This window comes from Photobacterium aphoticum, assembly GCF_001029435.1.
In the GTDB taxonomy this organism is placed as follows: domain Bacteria; phylum Pseudomonadota; class Gammaproteobacteria; order Enterobacterales; family Vibrionaceae; genus Photobacterium; species Photobacterium aphoticum.
Genome location: NZ_LDOV01000006.1, coordinates 41,316 through 66,153, shown reverse-complemented (window position 1 = coordinate 66,153; position 24,838 = coordinate 41,316). Strand labels below are relative to the sequence as shown.

The following is a 24,838-nucleotide window of genomic DNA, read 5'->3' as shown; positions in this document are numbered from 1 at the left end:
CATTCATGCTCTCGCCCTGGGTTTCATTCAGGTTTCATTCAAATAACACAATTCAAACCGAGAATAACTATGATATATCGTTGCGTGAATGACAATGCTCTCTGTTCAAGGAAAATATAAAATAAACTATATTCACGCATTGAGAGAGATTTAAATTTCTGTTTTGATTGATAATCGCAGGCAATCAAAAAAAATAAAAAACATTATTGATAATGACATTTTTCACAAAACGATGTCGACATACGCACTGATAATATGACTGCCGTTTCATTACGAGACGCATGAAGGTAAAGCACTATCGTCATTGACATCCCCAACTATACTTTCCTCTAACTTGCCCATTCTGCGCACGAAAGAGGAAGGAAGACGATGGCAAAAGCACTGATAGTTCTTACCAGCCACGCGATGTTGGGGCATACTGGGACACCCACCGGCTTCTGGCTGTCTGAGCTGACACATCCCTATTATGCCCTTGCCGACCAACACATTGGGGTCGATATTGTCTCGATTGCAGGCGGTGAAACGCCGGTCGATCCCAAAAGTTGGGATGAGAACGATGAATACAATGCCCGTTTTCTGGCTACGCCTGAATTGGTCGATGTCCTCAAACAAAGCCCCTCTATCAATAATGTACTGCCATCGAATTACGATGCGATCATCTTTGCCGGCGGGCATGGCACCATGTGGGACTTTGTGGACGATGAGCATATTCAACGTGTCAGCTTAGCCATTTATGAAAAAGGCGGGATCATTGCGGCGATCTGTCACGGGCCTGCCGCGCTGGTCAACTTGCGCCATCCTAATGGGGATCACATCCTCGCTCACAAAAAGGTGACCGGGTTTACCAATGAAGAAGAGGAAGCCATTGGCTTAACGGGCGTGGTGCCGTTCTTACTGGAAGATGCCTTAAAAGCGACCAATGCAGCATTCCAGTGTGCTGAGGCATGGCGTGAATATGTGGTAGAAGATGGGCAACTCGTGACAGGGCAAAACCCGCAATCAGCCATTGGCGTGGGCAAAGCCGTTGCCCGTTTACTGTTAACTAATTGATGTTATTATTTGTTCATCAACCACAGTGTGCGATAACCGACACATTGCGCCCTTTACACTGAGACAGGATGTACGATGGAATACTTACATACCATGGTGCGCGTCAGCGACCTTGACGCCTCGTTAGACTTTTACTGTAACCACCTTGGTCTGGTGGAAACCCACCGCAAAGAGAGCGAAAAAGGCCGCTTTACCTTGGTGTTCTTAGCCGCCCCAGGCGATGAAGCCCACGCACGCACTCACAATGCGCCATTGATTGAACTCACCTACAACTGGGATCCGGAAGAATACACCGGCGGCCGCAACTTCGGTCACTTAGCTTTCCGTGTTGATGATATTTACGCGCTATGTGAAAAACTGCAAGCCGGCGGCGTGACCATCAACCGCCCACCGCGTGATGGCTACATGGCCTTTGTCCGCTCACCTGACGGTATCTCGATTGAGTTGCTACAAAAAGGTGACGCACTGCCTCCCGCCGAACCGTGGGCCTCCATGGAAAACACTGGTGCCTGGTAACCGGCTCGTAATAACTGGCGCCTGGAAACTGAGCTAGTCACCAACACACCACTTTCAGTGCGCCTATACCGGCGCACTGATTTTCACTTTCCACTTTGTTTCTTTCGCTCGTGCCTTTGATCTTCCCCGACACTCGTCCCAGCTCTTCCCTCTCTACTGCTTTTTGCTCTTTCTCAAGCCTCGTCCCTCAAAAACTCGCGCCTTGCTAAAAGTAATACGACACCTTCATGGTCACCATGTCATCACGACGATAGACATAAACAGGATCATGACTGTCATTGGCTTCAAAGAACCACGCATTCAGGTGCCATTTCCAGGCATCGTTAAAGCGGCTGGAGGCTTCAATACGTCCGGTGCGTGAATCGCTGTCGTCCAAGTCCTGACTAACACCTAACAGCACTTCGGTGCCCGCGATGTCATTCAGCACCCAGCGTAAGCCCACAAACAGATCATTTTGCCCCACTACGGGTGCATCACTGCCTCGGCTGTCATACAAGTATTCGGCCAGTACTCCCACATCCCAGATGTGCTGCTCTTCTCCCCAACCGACACCAATGAAGGTGTATTCAAACCCGCCCGTAAAGGCAGTGTGATCATCCCAGCTCCAGCGACGTAAGGCTTCCGCTTTCCATAGCCAATCCCCCCACAGTGCTTGCACATCCAGCCCGACTTGATCCATCTGAGCATAGAAAGGGATCAACGGATAAGTTAGATCATCAACTACCACAAAATACGGATCGCGGTTAGTCCCGTGAAAATAGCTGACGCCTAAATCCCAGATACCAGTACCCCAAGCCGACATCTCCTCCAGCGAAAAACTGTGGCTGTAACGCAGGGCAACATCCATATGCTGTTGCTTACGGCTGGATTCATACAATGCCTTGTCAGGATCCACACCCGGCACACTTAAACGCCCGTCTTTGCCTGCAAATGTACGCTCACGAAAGTATGGCAAGACAAACGCATCAACCGCCCCCCAATTGCTGAAATAACTCAGCTGTACCATCGGCTGACCCAGCTTGTCTTCCCCATCAACAGATTCAACCGCATCGGTTTGGTTGATCACATCCACCAGATGTTGTGATTCGGTCACGCCCCAGAACACCCGGCCGATCCCGGCTCGTAATTCCCAGTTATCGTGATAGTACAGATATAAGGCTTCACGAATATCACCGTGGGTACGTTCATCATCCATGCCATCCCAACGAAAAAAGGGAGACAAGGCGAAAGCAGACTCCCCCTCCCGCCATAATCCGTCGATGTCCCAGTACCATTCGGGAGCCAACACCAATGATGGCTGCGCAGTCTCTTGTCCTTCACTGCCCGACTGGAAAAACTGGCGGTGCTCAAGGGCGATACTGCCCCGCAGCTCTGTGGGCGACAGGCGAATATCAGTGAAGCTATTCGACTCGGTCGTTGCGTCTGTCGCTGCATTAGCTGCCGTATGCCCAATCATCGAACATACGACAGCCCCAAACAGACCCAGCCTCAAACCAGAGAAGACGGCATTTTTTCTGTTTGTGCTCAACACCACCTACCTCGCGCGCTTTAAGCTGTGCTGACTAAAGTCCCCTTCAGACAGACCCGTCTTAAACTGCAAGTCATGGGTTGTTAGCGTGGTTTTCTTACCGGTCTGATGATTGGTCATCACCATGGTATGGGCGCGCCAATACTGGTCGAGATACTGCTGATAATCGGTAAAATCGAGGGTTTTCAGCAGCGCCTGACGGCGATCATAGAAGTCCATTTTGAGCGGACGCAAATGCATTTGATCTAACCAGACAACTTGGCGGGTGTAGCCGGAAAAGTCATCCGTAGGGATCTGCTCTAGCACATAACTCGCCTGCCCATTAAAGCTCTCTTCCTTGAGCAGAGTGAAGGTGTACTTCTCAATCTCAAACGAGCTGAGATCTTCATAAGCAAACTCACTGCCCATGAACGGCCCCGATTTATTGCGCGATGCTATCCGCTTCACCCGCTTCAATGCAGGCAGGTAAAGCCACTGATCATCCGGTTTGGTGGTATGCGAAAAATTCAGAAAGGCTGTACCTTTGACGTCTCGCGGCTGATCAAACACCGTCAGGCCTTTATCGCCATCGTCTGCCACTTCGAGATTTTTGATCCGCAGCTTCCGCTCACTGGTTTCCCCTTGCGCGTTTTCCAACACCATACTCAAGGTAGCCACCGAATCCTGCCAGCCGATATCCCGCGCTTTACGATCTTTTGCAATCGCCAGTCCCTGCGCTTGCGGAGTCATCGCTTCACTCTCTGTGATACCTGTCGACAAGCTGCCTGCCACACTGCCGACAACACGTGCAGACAAACTAGAACCGGTGGTTGAGGAGACCGCTTGCGATAACGCGTTTTCTGCAAAAGCAGGCAGTGCAATCACGCTGGCGATCGCGCCTGCCATCAGATACGTTGTTAAACCGGACACGGCTAAATCTGTTTTCGTTTTCATATCATCATCCTTGTTTCAATGTGGTAGACGTGGCGCTTGCTGTATTGAGTGAACGAGAGGAAACACCTGTGTTTGCGACACGAGAAAGATCGGGGCCATCAGACGCATATTGCTGACGGTCAAACATCAGTAATACCGCTGGCAACACAATGAAATCGACCACCAGCGCAATACTGATCACCAAAGCACTTAACAAGCCCAAGTCAGCATTGAGGCGGAAGCTGGACAGTGCCAATACACCAAATCCACAAACCAACACCACGGTAGTTACCCACAAGGCTTTGCCTACGGTGCTGAAGGCATAACGGATCCCCGCTTCCACATCTTTACCTTGGCGGCGGGCATGCTGGTATTTGGTCAGGAAGTGGACGCAATCATCCACCACAATCCCCAACGTCAGGGTGACTACTACCGACAAGCCCAGATTGATTTCACCCGAGATCACCGCCCAGAGGCCAAAACCGATCACCGCTGGCACAAGGTTAGGGATCAGACTGATCGCTCCCAAATGCCATGAGCGCAAAGCGCCGATGAGCAGCAACGAGATGAACACCAAAGTGACGGGCAGCGTCTGCAGCATGCTGGTCATGTTCACTTCACCAATGTGCGAGAACATCAGGTTCGGGCTGGACGCTAATACCGAATAGTGCGGCACGTTATGTTCAACCCTGTAATCGTCAAACCACTGATAAATGCGTTGCTCCAGTGCGACCATCTCTTTACTACCAAGATTTTCAGTAGTGAGCAGTAACTTGACCGACGACTTATCAATATTGATTTCGTTATTGAGATCCAGCCCGTATGGCAGGGACATTTCATACAGCAGCAAGTATTGCGCCGCGAGCGATTGATCGTCAGGCAGACGGTAGTACGCAGGATCATCCCCGTGCATGTTTTTGTTCAAACGCAGGAAGGTATCCGACAACGTGGTAACATGATCGGTTTCAGGTTGTGCGCGCAGCCAGTCAGAAAAGGCTCCTAGCATCTGCATAAATGCCGGATCATTAATACCTTGTGATTTGCCAGATTTGACCACAATGCTGATATTGGTCAGGCCGCTGATATTGTCTTCCATAAAATCCGCCGCCTGACGGAAGGCGTAAGACTGATCAAAATACTCGACGCTGTCATCGTTCACGCTGTTTTGCGTCAGCAGCACCGCACAGGCACTCACAAGCACCACGGTCACCGATAAAATCATCCGGTAGCGGGCAATCACCCAATCGGCCAACCACCCAAAGCGGGTAAAGCCTGTTTGCTCGGCGGCTTCGGGTTGTACCTTCACGCGCAATGGCAACAAGGCAAGCATGGCGGGCAACAGGGAAATGGCGAGCAAGAAAGCGATGACCACACCCACCGCCGACAGGTTGCCCATGTCTCGCAATACGGGCGAATCTGAGGCGTTCATCATCAGAAAACCCACAGCCGTCGTGAGTGAGGTGATCAACAGCGCGACAAAATTAGTACGCAAACTGTGCGTGATCGCTTCTGCTTTCGTCATGCCACGGCGCATAGACTGCAACACTAACGTAATCACATGCACGCAGTCCGCAACCGCCAGTGTCATGATCAGAGTCGGCACATTTACTGTCCCGTTATTAAGAAACTTACCGGCCCAACCGAGTAACCCCAATGTGGCCAATACAGTGGCAATGATGACCGTCAGCGTGGCAATCACGCCATTGACCGAGCGCAACATCACGCCCAATATCACTAACACAGCCACAAACATCAGCGGCACCAGGGTATTGCCATCCGCCATGGCAGCTTCTGCAAAGGCGTAATTCAACGCAATGATGCCCCCTAAATGGAACACCACTTCCGGATGCGCAGTGTGATAGCTTTCTGTCAGATTTTTTACATGCTGGTGGATTTCCGCGACTAACGCGGTTTGATCCCCTGCCGGTAACTGCAAGGTAATGTTCACCACAGCGACATGCCCGCGTTCTGATACCAACAGGTTCTTTAGGCGTGGTGCTTGCGTGGCAACGCTTTGTACATAGGCAATACGTTCAAGGGTTAATGGATGGGCGTCAAATAACAGATCTTCCACCAGCAAATCGTCCCCTTGCGCGGCGGTATGCTGATAGTTGGCAATGGAGTCGACCCGGCTGGAATACGGGGTCTGCCACGCCGCTTCCGTGATGTCACGGATCAACGTGAGGTATTCAGGCGTAAACACGCTCCCGTTTTCAGGGGCAATAACGATGGAAATGGTATCAGTTTTATTAAAGGTCGCTTCAATCTCCTGAAAGGCCTGAAGCTGCGGGTTGGTATCATCAAAGAAGATCTGATAATCACCACGAAAATAGAGGTTTTTCATTCCCAGCGTGGCAAGGATGATCGCCAACAGGGTAAACAACAACACGGTTTTGGGGTAATCGACAGGGATGTCGGGTATTTTCAACTTCATCACGGGCTCCATTTGTGACGTTTCGTCAAATACCTTGCAATAAAAACCGGATTTCTCCGGCTACAACTCCTTGGCAAAGCACGATATGCAGTGAAAATCAGCCAGATCTCGCTCTGGCAGCACCATTCGCGGCGTTTTCGTTCCGCTACTGGCCTCGGCGTGTCTCTCTGGACACGAATCACTGCATGACGCCACTTTTTGACGATTAGTCAAAAGTGACAAAACGTCATAATAGAGAATAAATTGACCATATCAAGCACTATTTCGCCATCAAAACTATCAATAAGATAACCTTCTCACACGCATGCCTGCCCGATATTCCCTACATGAATGATGAAAATTTATTTTGAATCTGCATTGTATTTTGCAATGTGATTCTCAAATCAAAACGCGTTTTGCAAACTTCCCCTCATATCCCCGCTAATTACGGCACGTTTTCGCAAAATTCAATTACTTGCAATTCAACAATATGCTGGTCGCATTTTTGCATATGTCAAATACGCATATCAGTATGCGGGACATCAGGAGAGAAGAATAATGAAAGTAAGCGTATTACTTTGCACCTTGGCTGGGGGCGCCACACTCTCAGGTTGCCAGTTGATGCAGCATCAACCTGTCAGCCATCACTTTCACGACCCCGTGCCAGTTCATGATTACCAGTTGCCCATTTACCCGCAAGGGATGGAGGTCGTGGGCAACTACCGTCAGGATCGGAATCAGTCTATCTGGTATTGGAGTGAATTAGCGAACCCAACCCTGCAGCGCGGGGAAAACCTTATCGTTCAGATCATCGCCAACAAACCGATCTCAGTCCCTCCGGCACAGTTTGCCTTTGCCTTACCCACCACACCCGGTGAGCGCAAATACAACAGTGTGGGCGCCTACCAGCGCTGGGTGAGCATCATGCCCAATGGCGATCGCTGCACATTTGCAGAGCAGCATGCAAAACGGGCAAGTAAATATCTCTCCGTTTTCATCCATTACTGCACCACGGAAGAAAAACACTCACTGACATGGCTTGATGAGCTCAGACCCAGCTTTTTCTTAGAGGAACTATGACAATGCGACACTTCAATGCTCTCACAGGGATCAAGTGGCTAGCCAGTCTCCTAATCGTCATTATTATCCTGTATCTCGCGACCGTCGATGTGACGGCTGAAACCCACTTATGGATTTCCGGCTCTGCACTGGTGATCGTCATTCTCAGCATGACGTCTAACGACCGAAAATACCTCCATCTGGTGATGTTATTGACCGGGGCCTTTATCTCGTTACGCTACATTTGGTGGCGCTACGACAATACGCTGCCGTGGGAAAGCCACCTCGACATCCCCTTTGCGCTCGCGCTGTTCATTACAGAAATTTACGGCATCACCATTTACCTGATGGGGATGATCGTAAACGTTAAACAGCATGATCGCGCCATCATCCCCATCGATGAATCCGAGCCGGTACCGACTGTGGATGTCTTCATTCCTACCTACAATGAGCCACTGCATGTTGTTGGCCCGACCATTGCAGCGGCAGCCCAACTGCACTATCCGGGGCAAGTGACGGTTTGGGTACTGGATGATGGTGGCACAGCCCAAAAACTGAATGTGAAAGACACAGCCGCCGCGAAAGAGGCCCGCCAGCGCACGAATGCGTTAAAAGCGTTATGTGAAAAGTTGGACGTCAACTACCTTACCCGTCCGGACAACAGCCACGCCAAAGCCGGTAACATCAACCATGCGATGAAACACAGCCAGGGCGATCTGATCCTGATTTTGGATGCGGACCATGTGCCAAGCCGTGATTTTTTAGTCAATACCGTTGGCCAGTTCCAGCAACAACCGTCTCTGGGCTTCGTTCAAACCCCCCATTTTTTTGTGACCCCTAATCCGATTGAACGCAACCTGGGGATTGAAAATAACGTGCCGGCTGAGAATGAGATGTTCTACAACCGTATTCTGAAAGGCATGGATTTTTGGAACGCCAGTTTCTTTTGTGGCTCAGCGGCTGTCATTCGCCGTACCGCACTGGAAGATGTCGGCGGCATTGCCACCCAAACCATTACGGAAGATGCCGATACCGCTTTGAATATGCATGCCAAAGGCTGGGACAGCGCATACATCAACAAGGCCATGATTGCCGGTTTATCACCAGATACCTTCGGGGCCTACGTCACGCAACGTTCACGCTGGGCGCAAGGTATGATTCAGATCTTCATGCTCAACAACCCCGTACTCAAACGCGGGCTGTCTTGGCCACAGAAGATCTGTTACCTCAACTCCACCATTTTCTGGTTCTTCCCGCTATTTCGTGTGGTGTACCTGCTTGCACCACTGGCCTATCTGCTGTTTGATTTGCAGATTTTTGTCGGTAACGCCAGTGACTTTGTGGCCTATGCGATTCCGCATTTGATCATCAGTATTCTGATCAACCAACAACTGTTCGGCAAAACCCGTAATACGTTGTTTTCGGAGTTTTACGAAACCATTTTATCCGTTTTCCTGTTCTTGCCGGTGCTGTCTGTCATTGTCAGCCCACGCAAGCCAAGTTTTACCGTCACCCCCAAAGGTGAGACCACGGATCACACCCACTTTTCCAGCCTAACACCGGTATTGGTTGGCCTGACCGCCATCGTTGCTGCTGCTGAATGCTGGGGCGTTTACCGCTATATGAGCTACCCGATTGAACAAGGACAATTGGCGATTGTGTTGGTGTTCAACACCCTCAACTTGCTGCTGGCCATGGTCTGTCTGGGCGCCTCTTTGGAAAAACGCCAGCGTCGTATCGAACCACGTACCGAGTGTGAAACCCAAGCACTAATACAAATTAATTCGCAGCAATCTCACGCCACATTAAATAACGCGTCGCTCAGTGGTGCCCGACTGACGGTACACGGCAATGATCATGACCTCGCCCCCGGTGATGTGTTTGAGCTGACCTGCTATGTCGCCAAACCCAAACAGTCTCAGCAAGAAAAGGCCCACCTGAAACCTTATCGCTTTGCCATGCGGGTGCATGAGGCCAGCTACTTAGCCGATGGCCAAAGTGTGCATTGTGAACTGGTGGATAAAAACAGTGACAGCCTGCGGGTGTTTACCGACATCGCATATGGTTTCAGCCGTCGCTGGGAAGCCCGTCGTCAATTTGAAGAACAGCAGAAAAAAAGTATTCCACATGCCTTAGCCAGCTTCTGCCAACTGGCCTTCAAAAGTATGACGATGACCACGACCGCGTCGCTCAAGCCGCGTCGTACTCACCCGCAGCCTGCAGAGACAGCGACCTCTGCGGATCGTTCAGCTTCGACACAGGATGTACGCCAATGAAATCGCTGATGATATTTTGCTTCGGCCTGCTGATCATGACGGGCACCTTCACACACGCGTGGGCAGAGCCCTATGCGACTCGCGGTACAAAAACCGTTAAAGTACCGCTCAGCGTTCTGCTCCCGCAAGGCAGGGATACCACTTTGCGCGGCCAGTGGGACAAAATCAGCTTTCCGCTGACCATTTTGGAAACCCAACGCGCTAACGACATTCAAATCACCCTGTCGATGACCCACTCCGGCCAAATCGACATTGCCAACCTGTGGGTGAGTCTGGGACAAAAGGCGCTCGCGACCATTCAACTGCAACCCAACGGGGCGCCGCAACAGGTCGTTATTTCCCTCACCCCCGAGCTGCTGGCCCGCTTCGGCAATATCCTGACCATCGCGGTACGCCACCAGCTGCCCAACTCATTAAGCCTGAGTGAACAACGGGTGGAAGCCGCCGAAGCGGTCACTGAATTGCTGGCTGAGCATTCCTTTTTTGAACTCAGCTATACACCGACCGACGCAGCCCCCACACTGGCCACAGCGGAAGCGCTGATGCGCAGCGGACAGATGTACAACCATGCCATTCAATTGGTGAGTTTATTGCCTGACACGGCCCCCAGCGATCTAACACTGGCTGGTATGCTGGTTCAGGGCTGGACTCTGCGCAGTGGGAGTGACAGTTATCAGTACCGTTTTTACAGCGCCGAACGCACACCGACAGCCGGCAACCGCAGTCAGATTCAACTGATTTATGGTTTGCAAGATGCGCTCCGCCAACATACAAACTTGCCGGATGACTATCTGAATGCCATTAACGGTCCCTATATGGCATTGCATCACCACCAAGGCCACTGGCAGTTAATTCTGTCTGGTCGTAACGAGCAGGAACTGCTGGATGCAGGCCGTCACTTCGCCAACCCGGCTCAACCCTTACCGCAATACAGCTATGGATTGATCAGCCCTCAGGCCGTCGCACAGCAGCCACAAGTCAGCAGCGGCAGCCGCTATCCGGTGCAATTGTTTACCCAGCAACTGCACTTTGGCGACGAACCGCTCGTCTTACCTCTTATGATGCCAGCCAACTTTCTGGTGAATGACGGCGAGACCTCATACGTTAATCTGGTGCTGAGTCATCCCAAAGTCACCCCCGGGGAAGCCGCGATGGTGCTACGTGTGAATGGCGACTATGCCAACAGTATGCCGTTGCGAGCCAGCTATTGGCGTAGCAAACAGCATTACCGCATGAACTTTCCCATGACCCTGCTGCGCCCGGGACTGAACAACATCAGTATTGAACTGTATGGTCCGGAGCAAAGCCATGCGATGAGCCAAACGGGAAACATTGTGCCTTTCACGGCGGACATTGCGGCAACGTCTGCAATTCAACTAGGGAGTTGGGTCAACTACCTCACCCAATTTGAGCAACAACTTCCGGCCGATCAATTGCTGTTTATCACCGAAAAAAATGGCCGTGACAGCCAGTTAACGGTGGATTTTGCCGAAGACAGTGAATTGGGTGATATCTGGCAACTTCTGAGCCGCCTGACCTTACAAGCCCGTGAGCCGATGACAGAGCTGTTAATCACCGATAATGATAAACAACTCCGCCCTTTCAATCTGGCTTTTCATGTGGGTACGCACAGTCATAGCGGGACGTTGGGAACGATGACGACAGGTAACACGGCAACAACAACCTCCAATGACTTACGGCAAATATTGCTGGCCTTGATGGCCAATAGCCGACATGCCGAGGAAGAGATCACAGCCGCACAAGCCCAAGGTTTTTTCCAGTACCCAACCTCTGCCAGTCCATGGAGTGCGGGGCTCAGTGCAGAAGGGTTTGCAACCTTAACCACACAAAAAAACGGCTGGCGTACCATCAACTTCAGCACGGCAAACGAGGCAAGCTTACAGAAAGAAATGGCGATTTACCTCAGTCAACCGGTACAACCGACACGCGGGATCATTGAGTTAACCTTACCCAGCAGAGAAGGTGATTTGCAGTTGCTGCGTGCGGGTTTTATTGCCTATCCGTTCAGTCTGCCCTTGCTGATCTTCAGCCTGGTACTTGTACTGGCCTTGATTTTGTTCCGTGGATTGGAGAAACGCGCATGAGATGGCTTCCCTTTTTGTTTGCCGCACTCCCCTTACTGAGCCACTCTTCCGTACCAGCAGGGGTACACGGTTGCAACATTCAGCAGGACACCTCATTGTGGTCCTTTTACAAACAACAGTTCATTACCGATAACGGCCGTGTGGTAGACAACGGTAACGACAGCATCAGCCACAGTGAAAGCCAAGGATACGGCATGCTAATGGCAGCCTTCTTCCACGATCACCATACCTTCAAATCACTGTGGGAATGGACCCGCACCACGTTGCAGCGGAAAAACGATCCACTGTTTGCCTGGAAGTGGCAACCAAGACCACCGCATATTCCTGATCCTAATAACGCCAGTGATGGCGACATCTTTATTGCCTGGGCTTTATTAAAAGCCGAAGCCAACTGGCCCAATAACGGGTATGGCAAATCAGCATCCCGCATTATCGATGCATTAGCCAAATCACACCTGATCACCTTGGATAAACAAACGGCGCTCCTACCCGCTAACTATGGCTTTGAGCATGCCTCATCAACGGTGATCAACCCGTCTTATTGGGTCTATCCAGCCTTTAATGCCTTTGCCGAGTACCGGACAGCATCCAGCCCCAAATGGCACGCATTAAACCAAGGGGGACTGCGTATTCTCGATAAAAGTCAGTTTGGCCCGTTCCATTTACCCTCTGACTGGGTGGAATACCGCAATGAACAATGGCAACCGGCCAGACAGTTCCCGTCCCGCTTTAGCTACGGCAATTACCGTATTCCGCTTTACCTGATTTGGGGCGGATATGACAACGCGATTAACAATCACTACCGCAGTTGGATCATGACACACAACCGTGCCTGGGTAGATGTAAAAACCAACCAGATGGCGGGTTATTCGGCACCCAATGGCGCCAATGCCATCGCCACCTTGGTGCAACTCAGCTACGAAGACTACAAGCACCGTAGTGCACTGCCGCAACCCACGCTGTCTGATGACTATTACTCGGCTAGCCTGATCATCTTTTCTCATATCGCCTTTCACGAGAGGTACTGCCAATGAAACCCTCACTGCTCACGTTACTGATCGCACTGCCTGCTTTAGCCAACGAGCAAGCTCACGTGCAATTACTCGACAGCCAGGTTTCGGTCACGGTCAATCCACCGCAAACTTACAGTGGCTATGATGAGACCCCCATCTGGAAGATTCTGGAAAAAGAGGGCTGGCAAGCGGCTCAGCAGGCCGCTTCTAATCAAGATGTCTCAGACAAGCTGGTGGGGGAAATTGACTACCAATCAACCCTGAACGCCTTAACGGAAAAGGTGACCAACCGCCAAACGGCACAAGCCAGCGCGTTGATTAACGCGCATCCCGAATGGAACACCTGTGATCGTATCCAATGGGCATGGCTGGTACTGCAGGCCGAAACCCAAACGGGATACGGCCCGAATGCCAAACAAAAGCTGACTCAACTGCTCCAATCCTGTCCGGAGCATGCGCTGGCAACCACGCAGAAAACCCTGAGTTGGACGCGTTCACACAACGGGCCGGATATTTTGGCCAAATACCGCCAGAGCAGTGGCTATGATGCGGAGGCGTACAACAAACTGGCTTACCAAATTAATTTAAAACAATTAGGCAAGCAGCGTCTGTCCCGCCAACAAACACAAAATGCCAGCTTACAAGTAAACAAAGTGAAAGATGTAAAAGGGGCGGAGTTGCTGGGCTGGCAATACCTGCGCCAGAAGCAACCACAAAAAGCGCTGGCCTGGTTTAACCAGTCCATTAATTGGTCAGGAACCGCAAGCCGTAAGCAGATTGAAGGAAAAATCTTAAGCCTGCAGCAGCTCGGGCAACAACAGAAAGCGGATGCATTAAAAACGCAGTGGTCAGCCCGCTACCCGTCACTGGCGAGAATGCATGCCGGCAGCAGTTCGCCCAAGCTCGACAAAGCATGTCGCCATGATCCTCAGGCCTGTCTGCACCTACTGCAACAGCAGAGTACGTTATCTCCCCAGCAACAGGCACTTGCTGCCTGGCAGTGGTATAAACTGGATCGCCCCTTAACGGCTATGCGCGCATTTGAGCAAGCCTTGAAGACGCTGCCGGAGACCGACAAGGATTACCACAGTACCCAGTATGGTTACACGCTGGCACTGAACAAAGCCGGCTTTGAACAGCGGGCGGAATATATGGCGCATAACCTGCCCGATCCGGCTCAACGCCAACTGTATGCCAAAAAACGCGAAGCGAAGCAGATCCTGGATGCTTATGAACAACAGAACTATGCGTACGTGATTCAAAAAAGCACCGAGTTCGAGCAGCAATACGGCAAAGATGTGAATATGACCGAAATTAAAGGCTGGGCGTATTACAACTTTAACCAGACCACACGGGCTGTCAGTACCTTCCGTGAATTGGCCGAAGCGTATCCGCATGACAAGAAATATCAGGAAGCGTTAAGAACGGCGGTATGTGCCCAAAAGAAATCTTACAAACATTGTTTCTGATCCGCACAGCCAGCATTCAAGCAACAAACGTTTAACCAAAAAAGGGCCATCAGGCCCTTTTCTCTTTCTTCTGCTATCTCAACGTTACGTTCAGAGTGATCGCAAAAGCCGCTTATAAATTTCAGATTACATCCTGTGGCGATGTTGTCTGCAACTCATTAAGTAAATGCACTTCGTGTGCGAACACTTCTTCTTCTATGCGTTTCCATGATTGGAAATAGTCAAAATCTGCCGACATAGGTCGCCAACGTAAGCCATCAAGCAGCAAATTGGCATTTTGAAGAATCGAGTAATTCTGTGCGATACGCGAGACACAGCAGCTCTGGCTGGCATTGTTCATCAACGCATTGGAACCAAAGGCCATGGACCAGTTCGCAAACACCACACTGTCGCGGTTGAGCCCTTCCGGTAACACCAAAGCGCCCGACTCCAGTCCGTTTGCTAAAAACTGATCGCTGATCCCAACCAGCTCTTCTTCTAATTCACTGAAAGACGCCAATCGTTGTGGTGAACTTTTCTCAATCACTAACGGGGTACGACTAGTGAGCACACACAGAGATAACACCGGTTCCATACGGGTAAACAGAGAATAACCCACATGCATAGCGACCACTTTTTCCCGGCTATTACCATCAAAGGCCAGTGCGCGACGAAAGAGTTGAATTTCTTGCTTAAACGCTTGGGCGGCTAACGCCGTAACGAGATCTTCTTTACTGATGAAATGATTGTAAATGGTCCCTTTTGAGTAAGGGCTGGCAGCAGCAACCTTATCCATTGTCAGATGTGCGAACCCTTCTCGGATCACAATGGCTTTTGCAATATCCAGCAACTCGGCTTCACGGGCGAGGATCGCTTGCTGCTTTTTAGTTAACACCGGTGGGATGTCTGCCGATACCTCTGATAGATCAGAATTGGGTGTCGGTACTTGTGTGTCTGTCGCGGGTGCACTCGCCTTCCCTACTTGCTGTGCCATGATGATCACTCCTCAATCATTACATTGGCGTTATAGCATGAAACGCCATTGAACTCACGTTTAGGTCTTCTGATACCTGAACACCTCACACGCACAGCTACAAAAAAGGCCTCATGATGAGGCCTTCCGAATTTATCTATGTTGCTAGGTTAATTGACCAATCGGCTGACCGACTATGGCACACCGTGACCTTTTGATGCGACCCATACGCGGTACCATTGTTCACGAGTCAGTGTCAGCGTGAGTGCGTCCACCGCTGCGCGTACACGATCAATGTTACCGGAACCAATGATCGGTAACGGCTGTGAAGGCAGACGACGAACCCAGGCATAAATCACCTGATCAATGCTCGCGGCACCGATTTCTTCACGGATCGCTTCCAGTTCATTGCGCACACGCACCGCTTGCTCGCTTTGGCCAGAGAAAATATCACCGCCCGCTAAGCATGACCACGCCATCGGCTTCGTGCGTTTCATTTGCAGCTGATCCAAGGTGCCATCGTGTGCCACCTCAAAATTCAATGGGTTGATCTCTACCTGATTGGTCACCAACGGAGCTTCTAAGCGAGATTGCAGAAGATCAAACTGCGATGGCGTAAAGTTCGACACACCAAAGTGATTGACCTTGCCTTGCACTTTCAGCTCTGCAAACGCTTCTGCCACTTCATCCGCATCCATTAATGCATCCGGACGGTGGATCAACAACACATCGATGTTCTCTACGTGCAAACGAGACAGTGAGTTATTCACCGACTCGATGATGTGCGCTTTACCCGTATCGTAATGATTAATTTTGCGGTCAGCAAACTGGCTGGAGCACAACTTAATGTCACATTTGGTGACGATTTCAATTTGGTCACGCATGCTTGGTTCCAGCGCCAAAGCTTCACCAAACAGTTGCTCGCACGAATAATCGCCGTAGATATCGGCGTGATCGACCGTGCTGATCCCTAATTCAATATGCTGCTTCAAGAACGTCAATCGTTCTTGTGGGCTCATATTCCACGCGCCTAAACGCCAATAGCCTTGAACCAGCTCAGAAAACTGCGGCCCGTTCGGGGTGAGTGCTACTTTTGCCACCATCGGGATCTTGCTCCATGTCTCATTTTAACAACGGATATCCATCCTAGGCTCATCCCCTATCCTCTGCAAGCATCACCCCAGAGAGTGTCTGTCAGGTCACAGTTATGAATTATCACCGCTGGACTGTTCTCACGAATATTGCGCAAGACGCCGATACGATAATGCCCCATGAAAATGCGAAACTGTTACAGGGTGTGACTGAACCATCATAGACAGCAGAAAGATCACCTTTCGCATCTCCCATACTTTCAATGCATTAGCCGCACAATGGGGGCTTAGGCGCCCTTGGGCGGTAATTCAACACGGTCAGCCGAGCGTCAGGTCTATCTGGCAGGATCAGTGTTTTCCACTCTGACAGGTAGAATCCTGTCATCGTTGTTTAAGAAAGACTGCTATGCCTAAGCTTAATCTGCACCGCCGTAACACCATGACATCTCTGGTTTCTGATCTCTCTTGCACAGAGCTCACTACGCGACTTGGCCCGCACCATGACCCTGTCACAAAACGTCAACCACGTTCGCCCTACCTCACCCCCAAAGCGGTAGAAAAACGCTGGCAGATGTTGGATCACACCAGCGCGCAATCACAACTGTTGGATCCACACACCCAGGCACAGATGACGCAGTACAACAAAAACATCGAAAACTTCATCGGCACGGTGAAACTGCCTGTCGGTATAGCGGGGCCATTGCGCGTGAATGGCTTATTTGCCAAGGACGATTACCATGTTCCGCTCGCGACGACCGAAGCCGCATTGGTGGCCTCTTACAGTCGCGGCTCACAGTTGATTACGCAGGCTGGCGGGGCCAGTGTCATGTTATTGAATGAAGGCGTCACCCGTACTCCGTGTTTTGCCTTCTACAACTTGGCCGATGCGGGGCAATTCGTCGCATGGGTGGTGACGCAATACGACAACTTCCGCACCATTGCCGAATCCACGACCCGTTTTGGCAAACTGGCTGACATCAGCGTCAATATTGAAGGTAACCATGTGTACTTGGTGTTTGAGTACGTGACGGGCGATGCGTCTGGCCAGAACATGGTCACCATTTCTACCAATGCGGTGTTTGAATACATTCTGCACCACTCTCCGATCCCGCCATTGCAAGCCTTTTTGGATGGCAACTTGTCGGGCGATAAGAAAGCCACCGCACAGACCCTGCGCAGTGTGCGCGGTAAAAAAGTTACGGCAGAAGTGAATATTGACGCAGCACTCATTGAAAAAATGCTGTTCACCACGCCAGAAAAAATGGCCGATTTCACTCGCATGACCACCGTCGGCGGCACACTCAGTGGCAGCATTGGTATTAACGCACACTATGCCAATGCCTTAGCTGCGTTCTATATCGCCTGCGGTCAGGATGCGGCCTGTGTGGCGGAATCAGCAGTGGGGATCACCCGCATTGAAGTCAATCAACACGGTGGATTATATGCTTCTGTCACCCTGCCTAATCTCATGGTCGGGACAGTGGGCGGCGGCACGTCATTACCAAGCCAAAAAGCCAGTCTTGATTTACTGGGGCTACACGGTCACGGCAACTCTCAAGCATTAGCAGAAGTCTGCGCAGCATTATGTTTGGCAGGAGAACTGTCTATCGTTGGCGCATTCTGTGCCGGGCATTTTTCACGGGCGCATCATAAGCTGGCGCGGTGAGTATGGTGCTTTAACGGACGGATTTGAACAGACCTGTTTTAATGGGATTTGGGATGAAGAAAACAAACAATCCCAACCACAATCCCCCAATATATGAACCCGGGATAGAGTGCTGATGGAAACTCACCGTCCAATAACGCTGTCGGGTTCTCAATCAAGACCGTTACAACAATGAAAGGGGATAATAATGCAGAATAGGCAAGATGAGGATGCGTCTTTCCCACCTCCGGAAATAACAGAAAAAAGCCAAGAAACAGCAGCGTCCACACAGCGATGCCCATTACCTTGCGTTTCCACATACACACTGGCCTTGTCTGTTTGCTGATATCTACCTTGCTCACCTGATTCTCCTCCTCCCTTTCAATGGCGAAGTAGTGTAACGAAGCGCTGATCGTATGACAGAAAAAAGCCAGCTTTCGCTGGCTTTGAGTAGGATTTATCGGCGCAGATCGCACTACACCCGCAAGGCATTCAATTTAAGCTGCGCTTGACCTAACACCGAATCGAGTGGGTATGTACCTTCGGCAGTGAGGATACCTGCGGGCTGACGAGTCAGAATTTCAATCGCTTCCGACACATGGCTGATCGCCCAAATGTGGAACTCGCCTTTCTCTACCGCTTCCACAATATCTTTTCGCAGCATTAAGTTATGCACGTTTGATTGCGGAATGATCACCCCTTGCTGTGCCGTGCGGCCCTTAATGGCACACACATCATAAAAGCCTTCGATTTTCTCATTCACGCCACCGATCGGCTGCGCTTCACCAAACTGGTTCATTGAGCCGGTGATCGCCACATCCTGACGCAATGGCACCAAAGAAAACGCAGAGACAATCGCACACAGTTCCGCCATAGAAGCACTGTCACCGTCTACCCCACCGTAAGACTGCTCAAACGTCAGGTGTGTGGTCAGTGGAATACGGCGTGTTTTGCCAAACAGCGATGCAAGGTATGCAGACAAGATCATCACCCCTTTGGAGTGAATACGTCCACCCAAATCCACGCTGCGTTCAATGTCAAACACTTCCCCGTTACCATACGCCGTGGTGGCAGTAATACGGTTCGGCGCGCCAAACTGATGGCTGGATGTTGAGATCACCGACAAACCATTGATCTGCCCGACGACCTCACCCTGCGTATCAATCAGCGTGGTGCCGTTCACAAAGGTCTGCATCACGTGATCTCGCAGTCGACTGACTCGCTTCTCCTGACTGAGCAATGCTTGATCCACGTGGTTCGCGCGGATCATCGTCGCATTTGACGATTTCGCCATGTAATTGGTTTCACGCAATAAATTAGCAATATCGGCAGAATGCAACGACAGCTTATTTTGATCATCGGCCTGACGAGAACTGTATTCGATGATCCGGGCGATCGCTTTACGATCACAATGCAACATCCCGTTATCATTCACGATGCTGGAAATGAACTGGGCATACTGCACTTCAGCTTCATCCGTACGTACCATTTCATCTTCAAAATCGGCGGTCACACGGAAGAGTTCACTGAATTCAGGATCATAGTGCTGCAGTAACTGATAAGTTTGATAGTCACCGAACAAGATGATCTTCACATTGAGCGGGATCGGCTCGGGATCCAAGGAAATCGTGCCCGATAACGTCACTTCTTTTTCCAGCGAGCTCACACTCAGTTTGCGGGCACGCAACGCACGTTTCAGGCCATCCCACACATACGGACGCTCCAACACTTTCACCGCATCCATCAAGAGCACCCCGCCATTAGCACGGTGCAAACTACCTGCGCGGATCAGTGAGAAATCGGTGAACACGGTACCTTTAAATGTCGCGTTTTCCACATAGCCGAAAATCGAGTGATAGTTCGGGCTTTCTTCTACCACGATCGGGAATTTTTGCTCTGGCTGACTCACCAGCACATTGATCTGGTAACGACGCGGCATTTTCTTGTCCAAAGCCGCATAAGCCAGTGCCACCTGCTCTTCACTTTCTTCCAGGAAAATGTCCAGATTATCCAGAATATCGGCCTGCATCGCCTTCAGGTACGCTTTAACCTCAGGCAATTCTTTATAAGACACGAAAAGCACTTTGAAGAAATGCGCCACCACATCATTGGCAATTTCGGTATTGAGTTTTTGAATTTTATCGGAAAATTCTTCCTCCAATTCCGTCAATTGGCGAACAATGCCGCGCAATTGGCGTTCAAGATCATTAATGGTTTCTTCAAACGCTTTCTGCTCTTTTTCCGATAACGCCGCGAAAGACTCTTCGTTATGCGGCTCTTCCCCATTCAGGGCCACCAGCTGATATTCACCGGTGGTCGTGACCGATAAGCTCACGCTGCGCTCTAACGCTTCTTTCGTCAGGGTCAGCAAGGCGCTTTCCTGCTTCTGCGTCAACTGATTTTTCAGCTTTTCAGAGCGGCTGTAATACATCTCGTTATCGAACGCGAGTGGCAGGGCCTTGACCAAACGGGTCATCAGTTTTTCGATGTCTTTACGAAATGCATGACCGCGCCCAGCCGGTAATTTTAGAATTTTCGGGCTGCGCGGCTCTTCAAAGTTCGCGACATAACACCAGTCATACAGGGTGTGGCCGTTTCCATTGGGATCATGGCGATTCAGGTAACGCAGCACCATGGTACGTTTACCCAGACCATTACGGCCAATGGCATAAATGTTGTAGCCTTTCTCTTTAATGGACATTGCAAACTCTACCGCTTGCTGTGCCCGCTCTTGCCCGACAATTTCGTCCAGCGGTGTCAGGTTTTTCGTCGACTTACAATCTTCAGGTAAGCCATGTAAAGATGCTGTGCGATACAACTTATCGCAGCTTAAGGATTGAATGGTCATATGGCTCCCTCCATGAACAAATAACCTCTTCAGTGTAATCAGAAAATTTTTATCATTTAGTGACTTAACCGAGATTTAACGTTGTTTACATCTCTTTATCCAAGTTAATTGCTGTTTTTTTAACCAGAAACCGTGATTTACCGTCCTGTTTGTGCGCCACACATCCCGCCCAATAGACCTTATAAATAATAGGGATAATGATGGATAGCCCGAATTGATGAGAGATCGACCGCAACATGACTTTCCACAGCTTTTTCACTTACGGCATTAGTCAGAATGTGATCGCACTCTGCCTCACACAGTATTCGCTCTAAGCCGCAATTCAGGCATGCTGCTGACGCTAAAAAGCCATAAAAATAACAGCGATAAATACGCCAATGTGCAATCAGCGAAGAACAATGAGCAACTAACTTGATGTCAGCACTCACTTCGCTATTCACTGATATCCATTCCCAATAACGATGTGTACAAAAGCTTCTCCTTACCTCTCACCCCAGCCCTTTTTTAACCGGCATGCCAGCCTGATGATGAATGATACGGTTGCACGCTTTCAATGCTCGATAGAAAACGTTCGGTAGGATTATGTTTACACAACACAATACGTTAGCACTCACCACCTTGATCAGTGCCTTCGCTCTCGCAGGCTGCCAGAGCACCCAAACCACCACACTCAGCCCACTGCTAACGAATGCCAAACAGCACATTGGCTGGATTTCGGGGGAATGTTTCGCCATCAAAAATGCACAGTTAGAGGCCGGGGATACGGTGCATGTCGTCAATGTCACCAATAACCAACGACAAGCCGTTAACATCCTCTCGACAAACGCGACACCGTGCCAAAAGCTGGCCAGTCAGCAAACCGCCGTCTCAGGGCAACAGATGCATACGTATTATCAGGTTGATCGTGTGAATGCGGCCGATCCGGTCATAGCACTACTCGGCAACCCCAAAACACTGGCAAATTACCATTACCAATCTTGTACCCTCAGCAATGGGACCTTTTTCTACATCACAGCCCCTCAAGGTCAGCAACTGTGGAGTGATTCGTTCTACTCCGGGGAGAAAACCCTGCCGACCTGTAGCAGTGATCTGTTCCGCTGATTTCACGCTTTTCGCCCACGATTTCACGTTCGGCGGTGAACAGTCATTGTTACTCGCTAAACGCCACATACAAAAACAGCCTGTCTCTAACAGGCTGTCTTGTGATTGTTCATCGCGCTTAATGCTGACACGCTTTCTATCACCGAGTCGTTATCGTGGCTTCACCACATACTCATAATTATCGCCACGGCGTTTGTAATACTGATTATCGATAATGGCATAAGTGATCCCCGCGATCACGGCAAAGGTCGCCACCTCAGGCAAACGACTCTTGTGGTAATGGTGATGATGATGGTGGTGATGACGCGGACGCTCTTTCACAATCACGACCTTTTTACGGTGATAATGGTGGTGATGATGATGTTTATGCTTGTGGTGATGCTTGTGGTGGTGATGATGCCCTTTGGCTTCAGCCATCATCGGGGTCATCATGCCGGTTAAAGCAATCACCACTGCCATCACGGATGAAACTGCACGCTTTTTCCACTGCCTTTCCGGTCTTACTGTTTCGACCAAAATTTGATTATTATTCTGCAACATGGTGCTTCTCCGAACTTTTATGCTAAAAGATTACGTAATTACTCCAGAAACAATGTTCGATTAATGTCAATTTTCAAACAGCGGGCGGTCAGAGTTGATGATAAAACACACAATGCTTGTTAAGTCTTTGAATGCCGGTACAACCCGTTACATTTACTTACAGACTCGACATGCCGTAGCACAGAATTTCTGTTGATTGAGTTATCAAAACTGCAATCTTGGATTGGCAATATTACAGGCGCATTCTTGCTTAATGGGTGTATAGTTAATTCCAACAGCGCAACACAGCGTGCGTTGCCAGCCTCGCCGCCATTCACTGGCAGCCCGTGCGGGAGATGATGTTCCTCCTTTAACCGCCCGTTTCATTAGGGATGATGACGTCTAACAACAACGGCAAGAATGGCCGAGGATTAACGATACGCCCCCTACATTTTGGCGTACTGTTGCGCACCCTGTGCGATGTTGTTAGATAGCATGATGTCATGCACCTCCTCCCCCATTCATTGTTCGTTCCGTTTCCCGTAAACCGTGAGAAAGAGCAATGCAATATTCTAGCGAAGTTCAAAACATGTGCCCCCTTCAACGAGGCCCACACCATGCGTCTTCCCCTATTCCTGTTGAAGGCCGTTGGGTCAACCCAAAAGATGTGATTGCCATTTCAGGTGTTAGCCACGGTGTCGGTACCTGTGCCCCTCAACAAGGTGCAGCAAAACTCACTTTGAATGTGAAAAACGGCATTATCGAAGAAGCCCTCATTGAAACCATTGGCTGCTCCGGTATGACCCACTCTGCCGCGATGGCCTCTGAACTCATTACCGGCAAAACCATCCTGGAAGCACTAAATACTGACTTGGTGTGTGATGCCATCAACGTGGCGATGCGTGAAATCTTCCTGCAATACGTGTACGGCCGTACCCAAACCGCCTTCTCATTAGACGGTCTGCCAATTGGTGCGGGCCTAGAAGATTTGGGCAAAGGGCTACGCAGCCAAGTCGGTACCCATTACGGCACCCGTGCTAAAGGGCCGCGTTACATGGAAATGGCAGAAGGCTACATCACCCAGTTAGCGCTGGATGACAACGATGAAATCATCGGCTACCAATTTGTGAATCTTGGAAAAATGATGGAAGCCATTGGCAAAGGCGTTCCAGCCGAACAAGCCATGACAGAGGCAAAAGGTCAGTACGGCCGCTTTGATGAAGCAGTACGTACCATTGACCCACGCCATGAGTGACACGGTCACGTATTCACCGTTCACCATTAATTGTCTCTATAACCAAGACCACTTTGATTGAGGATGCCATCATGGCTGCACTATTTGAAAGTTATGACCGCCGTATTGCACAAATTACCCCTGTTCTGGAACGCTATGGTTTTGCGTCGCTGGAAGAAGCGCTGGCTTTCTGCCAAGCAAACAATGTCAATCCGTATGACATCGTAAAAGAAACCCAGCCCATTGCCTTTGAAAATGCAGCGTGGGCGTACGTATTAGGAGCAGCAATTGCACTAAAAGAAAATGCCACCACTGCGGCTCAAGCTGCTGAATACTTGGGCCAAGGCCTGCAAGCATTTTGCATTCCAGGCTCTGTCGCCGACCAACGTCAAGTTGGCTTAGGTCACGGTCGCTTAGGCGCACGTCTGCTAAGCGATGATACCCAATGCTTCTGTTTCTTGGCGGGTCACGAATCTTACGCAGCAGCAGAAGGCGCGATCAAAATTGCTCTGAACGCGAACAAAGTCCGCAAGCAACCTTTGCGCGTGATTCTAAATGGGCTAGGCAAAGATGCGGCTTATCTAATCTCTCGCATCAATGGCTTCAACTACGTACAAACCCAATTCGATTATGAAACGGGCGCATTGAATGTGGTTAGCGAGCGCCGTTTCTCACAAGGCCCTCGCGGTGAGATTAATTGCTACGGTGCCGACGATGTGCAGGAAGGCGTGGCCATTATGCACAAAGAAGGCGTTGATATTTCCATTACCGGTAACTCAACTAACCCAACCCGCTTCCAACACCCTGTTGCCGGGACATACAAGAAAGAGCGCCTAGAACGTGGCGAGCGTTATTTCTCTGTGGCATCCGGTGGCGGTACTGGCCGTACTTTGCACCCAGACAACGTGGCCGCTGGCCCGGCTTCATACGGTATGACCGATACCATGGGCCGCATGCACTCTGATGCTCAGTTTGCAGGTTCGTCATCGGTTCCGGCTCACGTTGAAATGATGGGTTTAATCGGTATGGGTAATAACCCAATGGTAGGTGCGACAGTTGCTGTTGCGGTTGCCATTGAACAAGCATCCCGTTAAGGGGGAGAAACCT

General features: G+C 50.3%; 19 protein-coding genes and 1 riboswitch. Of the genes, 11 read left to right on the top strand and 8 right to left on the bottom strand.

Features of this window, described 5'->3' with window-relative positions:
- The first annotated feature begins 369 nt into the window (after positions 1-369).
- Complete coding sequence (locus ABT58_RS03160; RefSeq protein ID WP_053062938.1) at positions 370-1,050, top strand: type 1 glutamine amidotransferase domain-containing protein; 681 nt, start codon at positions 370-372, stop codon at positions 1,048-1,050.
- Positions 1,051-1,125: 75 nt separating this feature from the next.
- The gene (locus tag ABT58_RS03155) at positions 1,126-1,566 is read left to right on the top strand and encodes a VOC family protein (RefSeq protein ID WP_047872908.1); all 441 of its coding nucleotides are present in this window, start codon (positions 1,126-1,128) and stop codon (positions 1,564-1,566) included.
- Between the two features lie 205 nt (positions 1,567-1,771).
- On the opposite strand, the gene ABT58_RS03150 is transcribed toward ABT58_RS03155, so the two are convergent.
- The 3 genes from ABT58_RS03150 to ABT58_RS03140 all read right to left on the bottom strand — a co-directional run bounded on the left by ABT58_RS03150 (position 1,772) and on the right by ABT58_RS03140 (position 6,440).
- Positions 1,772-3,022 carry a hypothetical protein gene (locus ABT58_RS03150; RefSeq protein WP_229821794.1) on the bottom strand — a complete coding sequence of 417 codons (1,251 nt, stop codon included), beginning with the start codon at positions 3,020-3,022 and terminating at the stop codon, positions 1,772-1,774.
- A 78-nt stretch (positions 3,023-3,100) separates the two neighbouring features.
- The gene (locus tag ABT58_RS03145; RefSeq protein ID WP_082210928.1) at positions 3,101-3,979 is read right to left on the bottom strand and encodes an outer membrane lipoprotein-sorting protein; all 879 of its coding nucleotides are present in this window, start codon (positions 3,977-3,979) and stop codon (positions 3,101-3,103) included.
- A gap of 52 nt (positions 3,980-4,031) precedes the next feature.
- Positions 4,032-6,440, bottom strand: coding sequence for an efflux RND transporter permease subunit (locus ABT58_RS03140; protein WP_082210924.1), 2,409 nt, complete (start codon positions 6,438-6,440; stop codon positions 4,032-4,034).
- A gap of 537 nt (positions 6,441-6,977) precedes the next feature.
- Between ABT58_RS03140 and ABT58_RS03135 the strand changes: the two genes are divergently transcribed.
- Genes ABT58_RS03135 through ABT58_RS03115 form a run of 5 tightly spaced genes read left to right on the top strand, consistent with a single transcriptional unit; the run spans position 6,978 to position 14,341 of the window.
- Complete coding sequence (locus ABT58_RS03135) at positions 6,978-7,499, top strand: hypothetical protein (RefSeq protein ID WP_053062937.1); 522 nt, start codon at positions 6,978-6,980, stop codon at positions 7,497-7,499.
- A gap of 2 nt (positions 7,500-7,501) precedes the next feature.
- Positions 7,502-9,754 (top strand): UDP-forming cellulose synthase catalytic subunit, encoded by a 2,253-nt coding sequence (bcsA, locus tag ABT58_RS03130; protein ID WP_047872906.1) that lies wholly within the window; start codon positions 7,502-7,504, stop codon positions 9,752-9,754.
- Positions 9,751-11,859 carry a hypothetical protein gene (locus ABT58_RS03125; RefSeq protein ID WP_053062936.1) on the top strand — a complete coding sequence of 703 codons (2,109 nt, stop codon included), beginning with the start codon at positions 9,751-9,753 and terminating at the stop codon, positions 11,857-11,859. The genes bcsA and ABT58_RS03125 overlap by 4 nt, the downstream gene beginning before the upstream one ends.
- A complete protein-coding gene (locus ABT58_RS03120; RefSeq protein WP_047872905.1) occupies positions 11,856-12,893 on the top strand; it encodes a family 8 glycosyl hydrolase in 1,038 nt (345 codons plus the stop codon). Before ABT58_RS03125 ends, ABT58_RS03120 begins: the two co-directional genes overlap by 4 nt.
- Positions 12,890-14,341: a hypothetical protein gene (locus tag ABT58_RS03115; protein ID WP_047872904.1), complete on the top strand. Its 1,452-nt coding sequence runs from the start codon at positions 12,890-12,892 to the stop codon at positions 14,339-14,341. The genes ABT58_RS03120 and ABT58_RS03115 overlap by 4 nt, the downstream gene beginning before the upstream one ends.
- 121 nt (positions 14,342-14,462) lie before the next feature.
- Here ABT58_RS03115 and ABT58_RS03110 read toward each other — a convergent pair whose 3' ends face one another.
- Positions 14,463-15,314 (bottom strand): TetR/AcrR family transcriptional regulator, encoded by an 852-nt coding sequence (locus tag ABT58_RS03110; protein ID WP_082210927.1) that lies wholly within the window; start codon positions 15,312-15,314, stop codon positions 14,463-14,465.
- A gap of 173 nt (positions 15,315-15,487) precedes the next feature.
- Positions 15,488-16,396 (bottom strand): aldo/keto reductase, encoded by a 909-nt coding sequence (locus tag ABT58_RS03105; RefSeq protein ID WP_047872903.1) that lies wholly within the window; start codon positions 16,394-16,396, stop codon positions 15,488-15,490.
- A 394-nt stretch (positions 16,397-16,790) separates the two neighbouring features.
- Here ABT58_RS03105 and ABT58_RS03100 point away from each other — a divergent pair, with 394 nt between their 5' ends.
- Positions 16,791-18,050, top strand: coding sequence for a hydroxymethylglutaryl-CoA reductase (locus tag ABT58_RS03100; RefSeq protein WP_047872902.1), 1,260 nt, complete (start codon positions 16,791-16,793; stop codon positions 18,048-18,050).
- Between the two features lie 38 nt (positions 18,051-18,088).
- Here ABT58_RS03100 and ABT58_RS03095 read toward each other — a convergent pair whose 3' ends face one another.
- Positions 18,089-18,391, bottom strand: coding sequence for a hypothetical protein (locus ABT58_RS03095; protein WP_146147246.1), 303 nt, complete (start codon positions 18,389-18,391; stop codon positions 18,089-18,091).
- A gap of 113 nt (positions 18,392-18,504) precedes the next feature.
- Positions 18,505-20,877 (bottom strand): Lon protease family protein, encoded by a 2,373-nt coding sequence (locus ABT58_RS03090; protein ID WP_047872900.1) that lies wholly within the window; start codon positions 20,875-20,877, stop codon positions 18,505-18,507.
- Positions 20,878-21,459: 582 nt separating this feature from the next.
- Between ABT58_RS03090 and ABT58_RS03085 the strand changes: the two genes are divergently transcribed.
- Entirely contained in the window at positions 21,460-21,978 is a 519-nt protein-coding gene (locus ABT58_RS03085; RefSeq protein ID WP_047872899.1) for a hypothetical protein, read from the top strand.
- A 150-nt stretch (positions 21,979-22,128) separates the two neighbouring features.
- Here ABT58_RS03085 and ABT58_RS03080 read toward each other — a convergent pair whose 3' ends face one another.
- Complete coding sequence (locus tag ABT58_RS03080) at positions 22,129-22,518, bottom strand: VPA0510 family protein (protein ID WP_053062935.1); 390 nt, start codon at positions 22,516-22,518, stop codon at positions 22,129-22,131.
- Positions 22,519-22,840: 322 nt separating this feature from the next.
- Positions 22,841-22,909, top strand: a riboswitch (Fluoride riboswitch).
- A 150-nt stretch (positions 22,910-23,059) separates the two neighbouring features.
- On the opposite strand from ABT58_RS03080, the gene ABT58_RS03075 reads away from it, so the two are divergent.
- Positions 23,060-23,752, top strand: a complete 693-nt coding sequence (locus tag ABT58_RS03075; RefSeq protein WP_047872898.1) for an iron-sulfur cluster assembly scaffold protein — start codon at positions 23,060-23,062, stop codon at positions 23,750-23,752.
- A gap of 71 nt (positions 23,753-23,823) precedes the next feature.
- Positions 23,824-24,825, top strand: coding sequence for a GGGtGRT protein (locus ABT58_RS03070; protein WP_047872897.1), 1,002 nt, complete (start codon positions 23,824-23,826; stop codon positions 24,823-24,825).
- Positions 24,826-24,838: the final 13 nt, after the last annotated feature.

Coding starts and splice junctions, on each gene's coding strand:
- ABT58_RS03160 (WP_053062938.1), top strand. CDS start 370: ATGGCAAAAGCACTGATAGTTCTTACCAGCCACGCGATGTTGGGGCAT.
- ABT58_RS03155 (WP_047872908.1), top strand. CDS start 1,126: ATGGAATACTTACATACCATGGTGCGCGTCAGCGACCTTGACGCCTCG.
- ABT58_RS03150 (WP_229821794.1), bottom strand. CDS start 3,022: ATGATTGGGCATACGGCAGCTAATGCAGCGACAGACGCAACGACCGAG.
- ABT58_RS03145 (WP_082210928.1), bottom strand. CDS start 3,979: ATGGCAGGCGCGATCGCCAGCGTGATTGCACTGCCTGCTTTTGCAGAA.
- ABT58_RS03140 (WP_082210924.1), bottom strand. CDS start 6,440: ATGAAGTTGAAAATACCCGACATCCCTGTCGATTACCCCAAAACCGTG.
- ABT58_RS03135 (WP_053062937.1), top strand. CDS start 6,978: ATGAAAGTAAGCGTATTACTTTGCACCTTGGCTGGGGGCGCCACACTC.
- bcsA (WP_047872906.1), top strand. CDS start 7,502: ATGCGACACTTCAATGCTCTCACAGGGATCAAGTGGCTAGCCAGTCTC.
- ABT58_RS03125 (WP_053062936.1), top strand. CDS start 9,751: ATGAAATCGCTGATGATATTTTGCTTCGGCCTGCTGATCATGACGGGC.
- ABT58_RS03120 (WP_047872905.1), top strand. CDS start 11,856: ATGAGATGGCTTCCCTTTTTGTTTGCCGCACTCCCCTTACTGAGCCAC.
- ABT58_RS03115 (WP_047872904.1), top strand. CDS start 12,890: ATGAAACCCTCACTGCTCACGTTACTGATCGCACTGCCTGCTTTAGCC.
- ABT58_RS03110 (WP_082210927.1), bottom strand. CDS start 15,314: ATGGCACAGCAAGTAGGGAAGGCGAGTGCACCCGCGACAGACACACAA.
- ABT58_RS03105 (WP_047872903.1), bottom strand. CDS start 16,396: ATGGTGGCAAAAGTAGCACTCACCCCGAACGGGCCGCAGTTTTCTGAG.
- ABT58_RS03100 (WP_047872902.1), top strand. CDS start 16,791: ATGCCTAAGCTTAATCTGCACCGCCGTAACACCATGACATCTCTGGTT.
- ABT58_RS03090 (WP_047872900.1), bottom strand. CDS start 20,877: ATGACCATTCAATCCTTAAGCTGCGATAAGTTGTATCGCACAGCATCT.
- ABT58_RS03085 (WP_047872899.1), top strand. CDS start 21,460: ATGTTTACACAACACAATACGTTAGCACTCACCACCTTGATCAGTGCC.
- ABT58_RS03080 (WP_053062935.1), bottom strand. CDS start 22,518: ATGTTGCAGAATAATAATCAAATTTTGGTCGAAACAGTAAGACCGGAA.
- ABT58_RS03075 (WP_047872898.1), top strand. CDS start 23,060: ATGCAATATTCTAGCGAAGTTCAAAACATGTGCCCCCTTCAACGAGGC.
- ABT58_RS03070 (WP_047872897.1), top strand. CDS start 23,824: ATGGCTGCACTATTTGAAAGTTATGACCGCCGTATTGCACAAATTACC.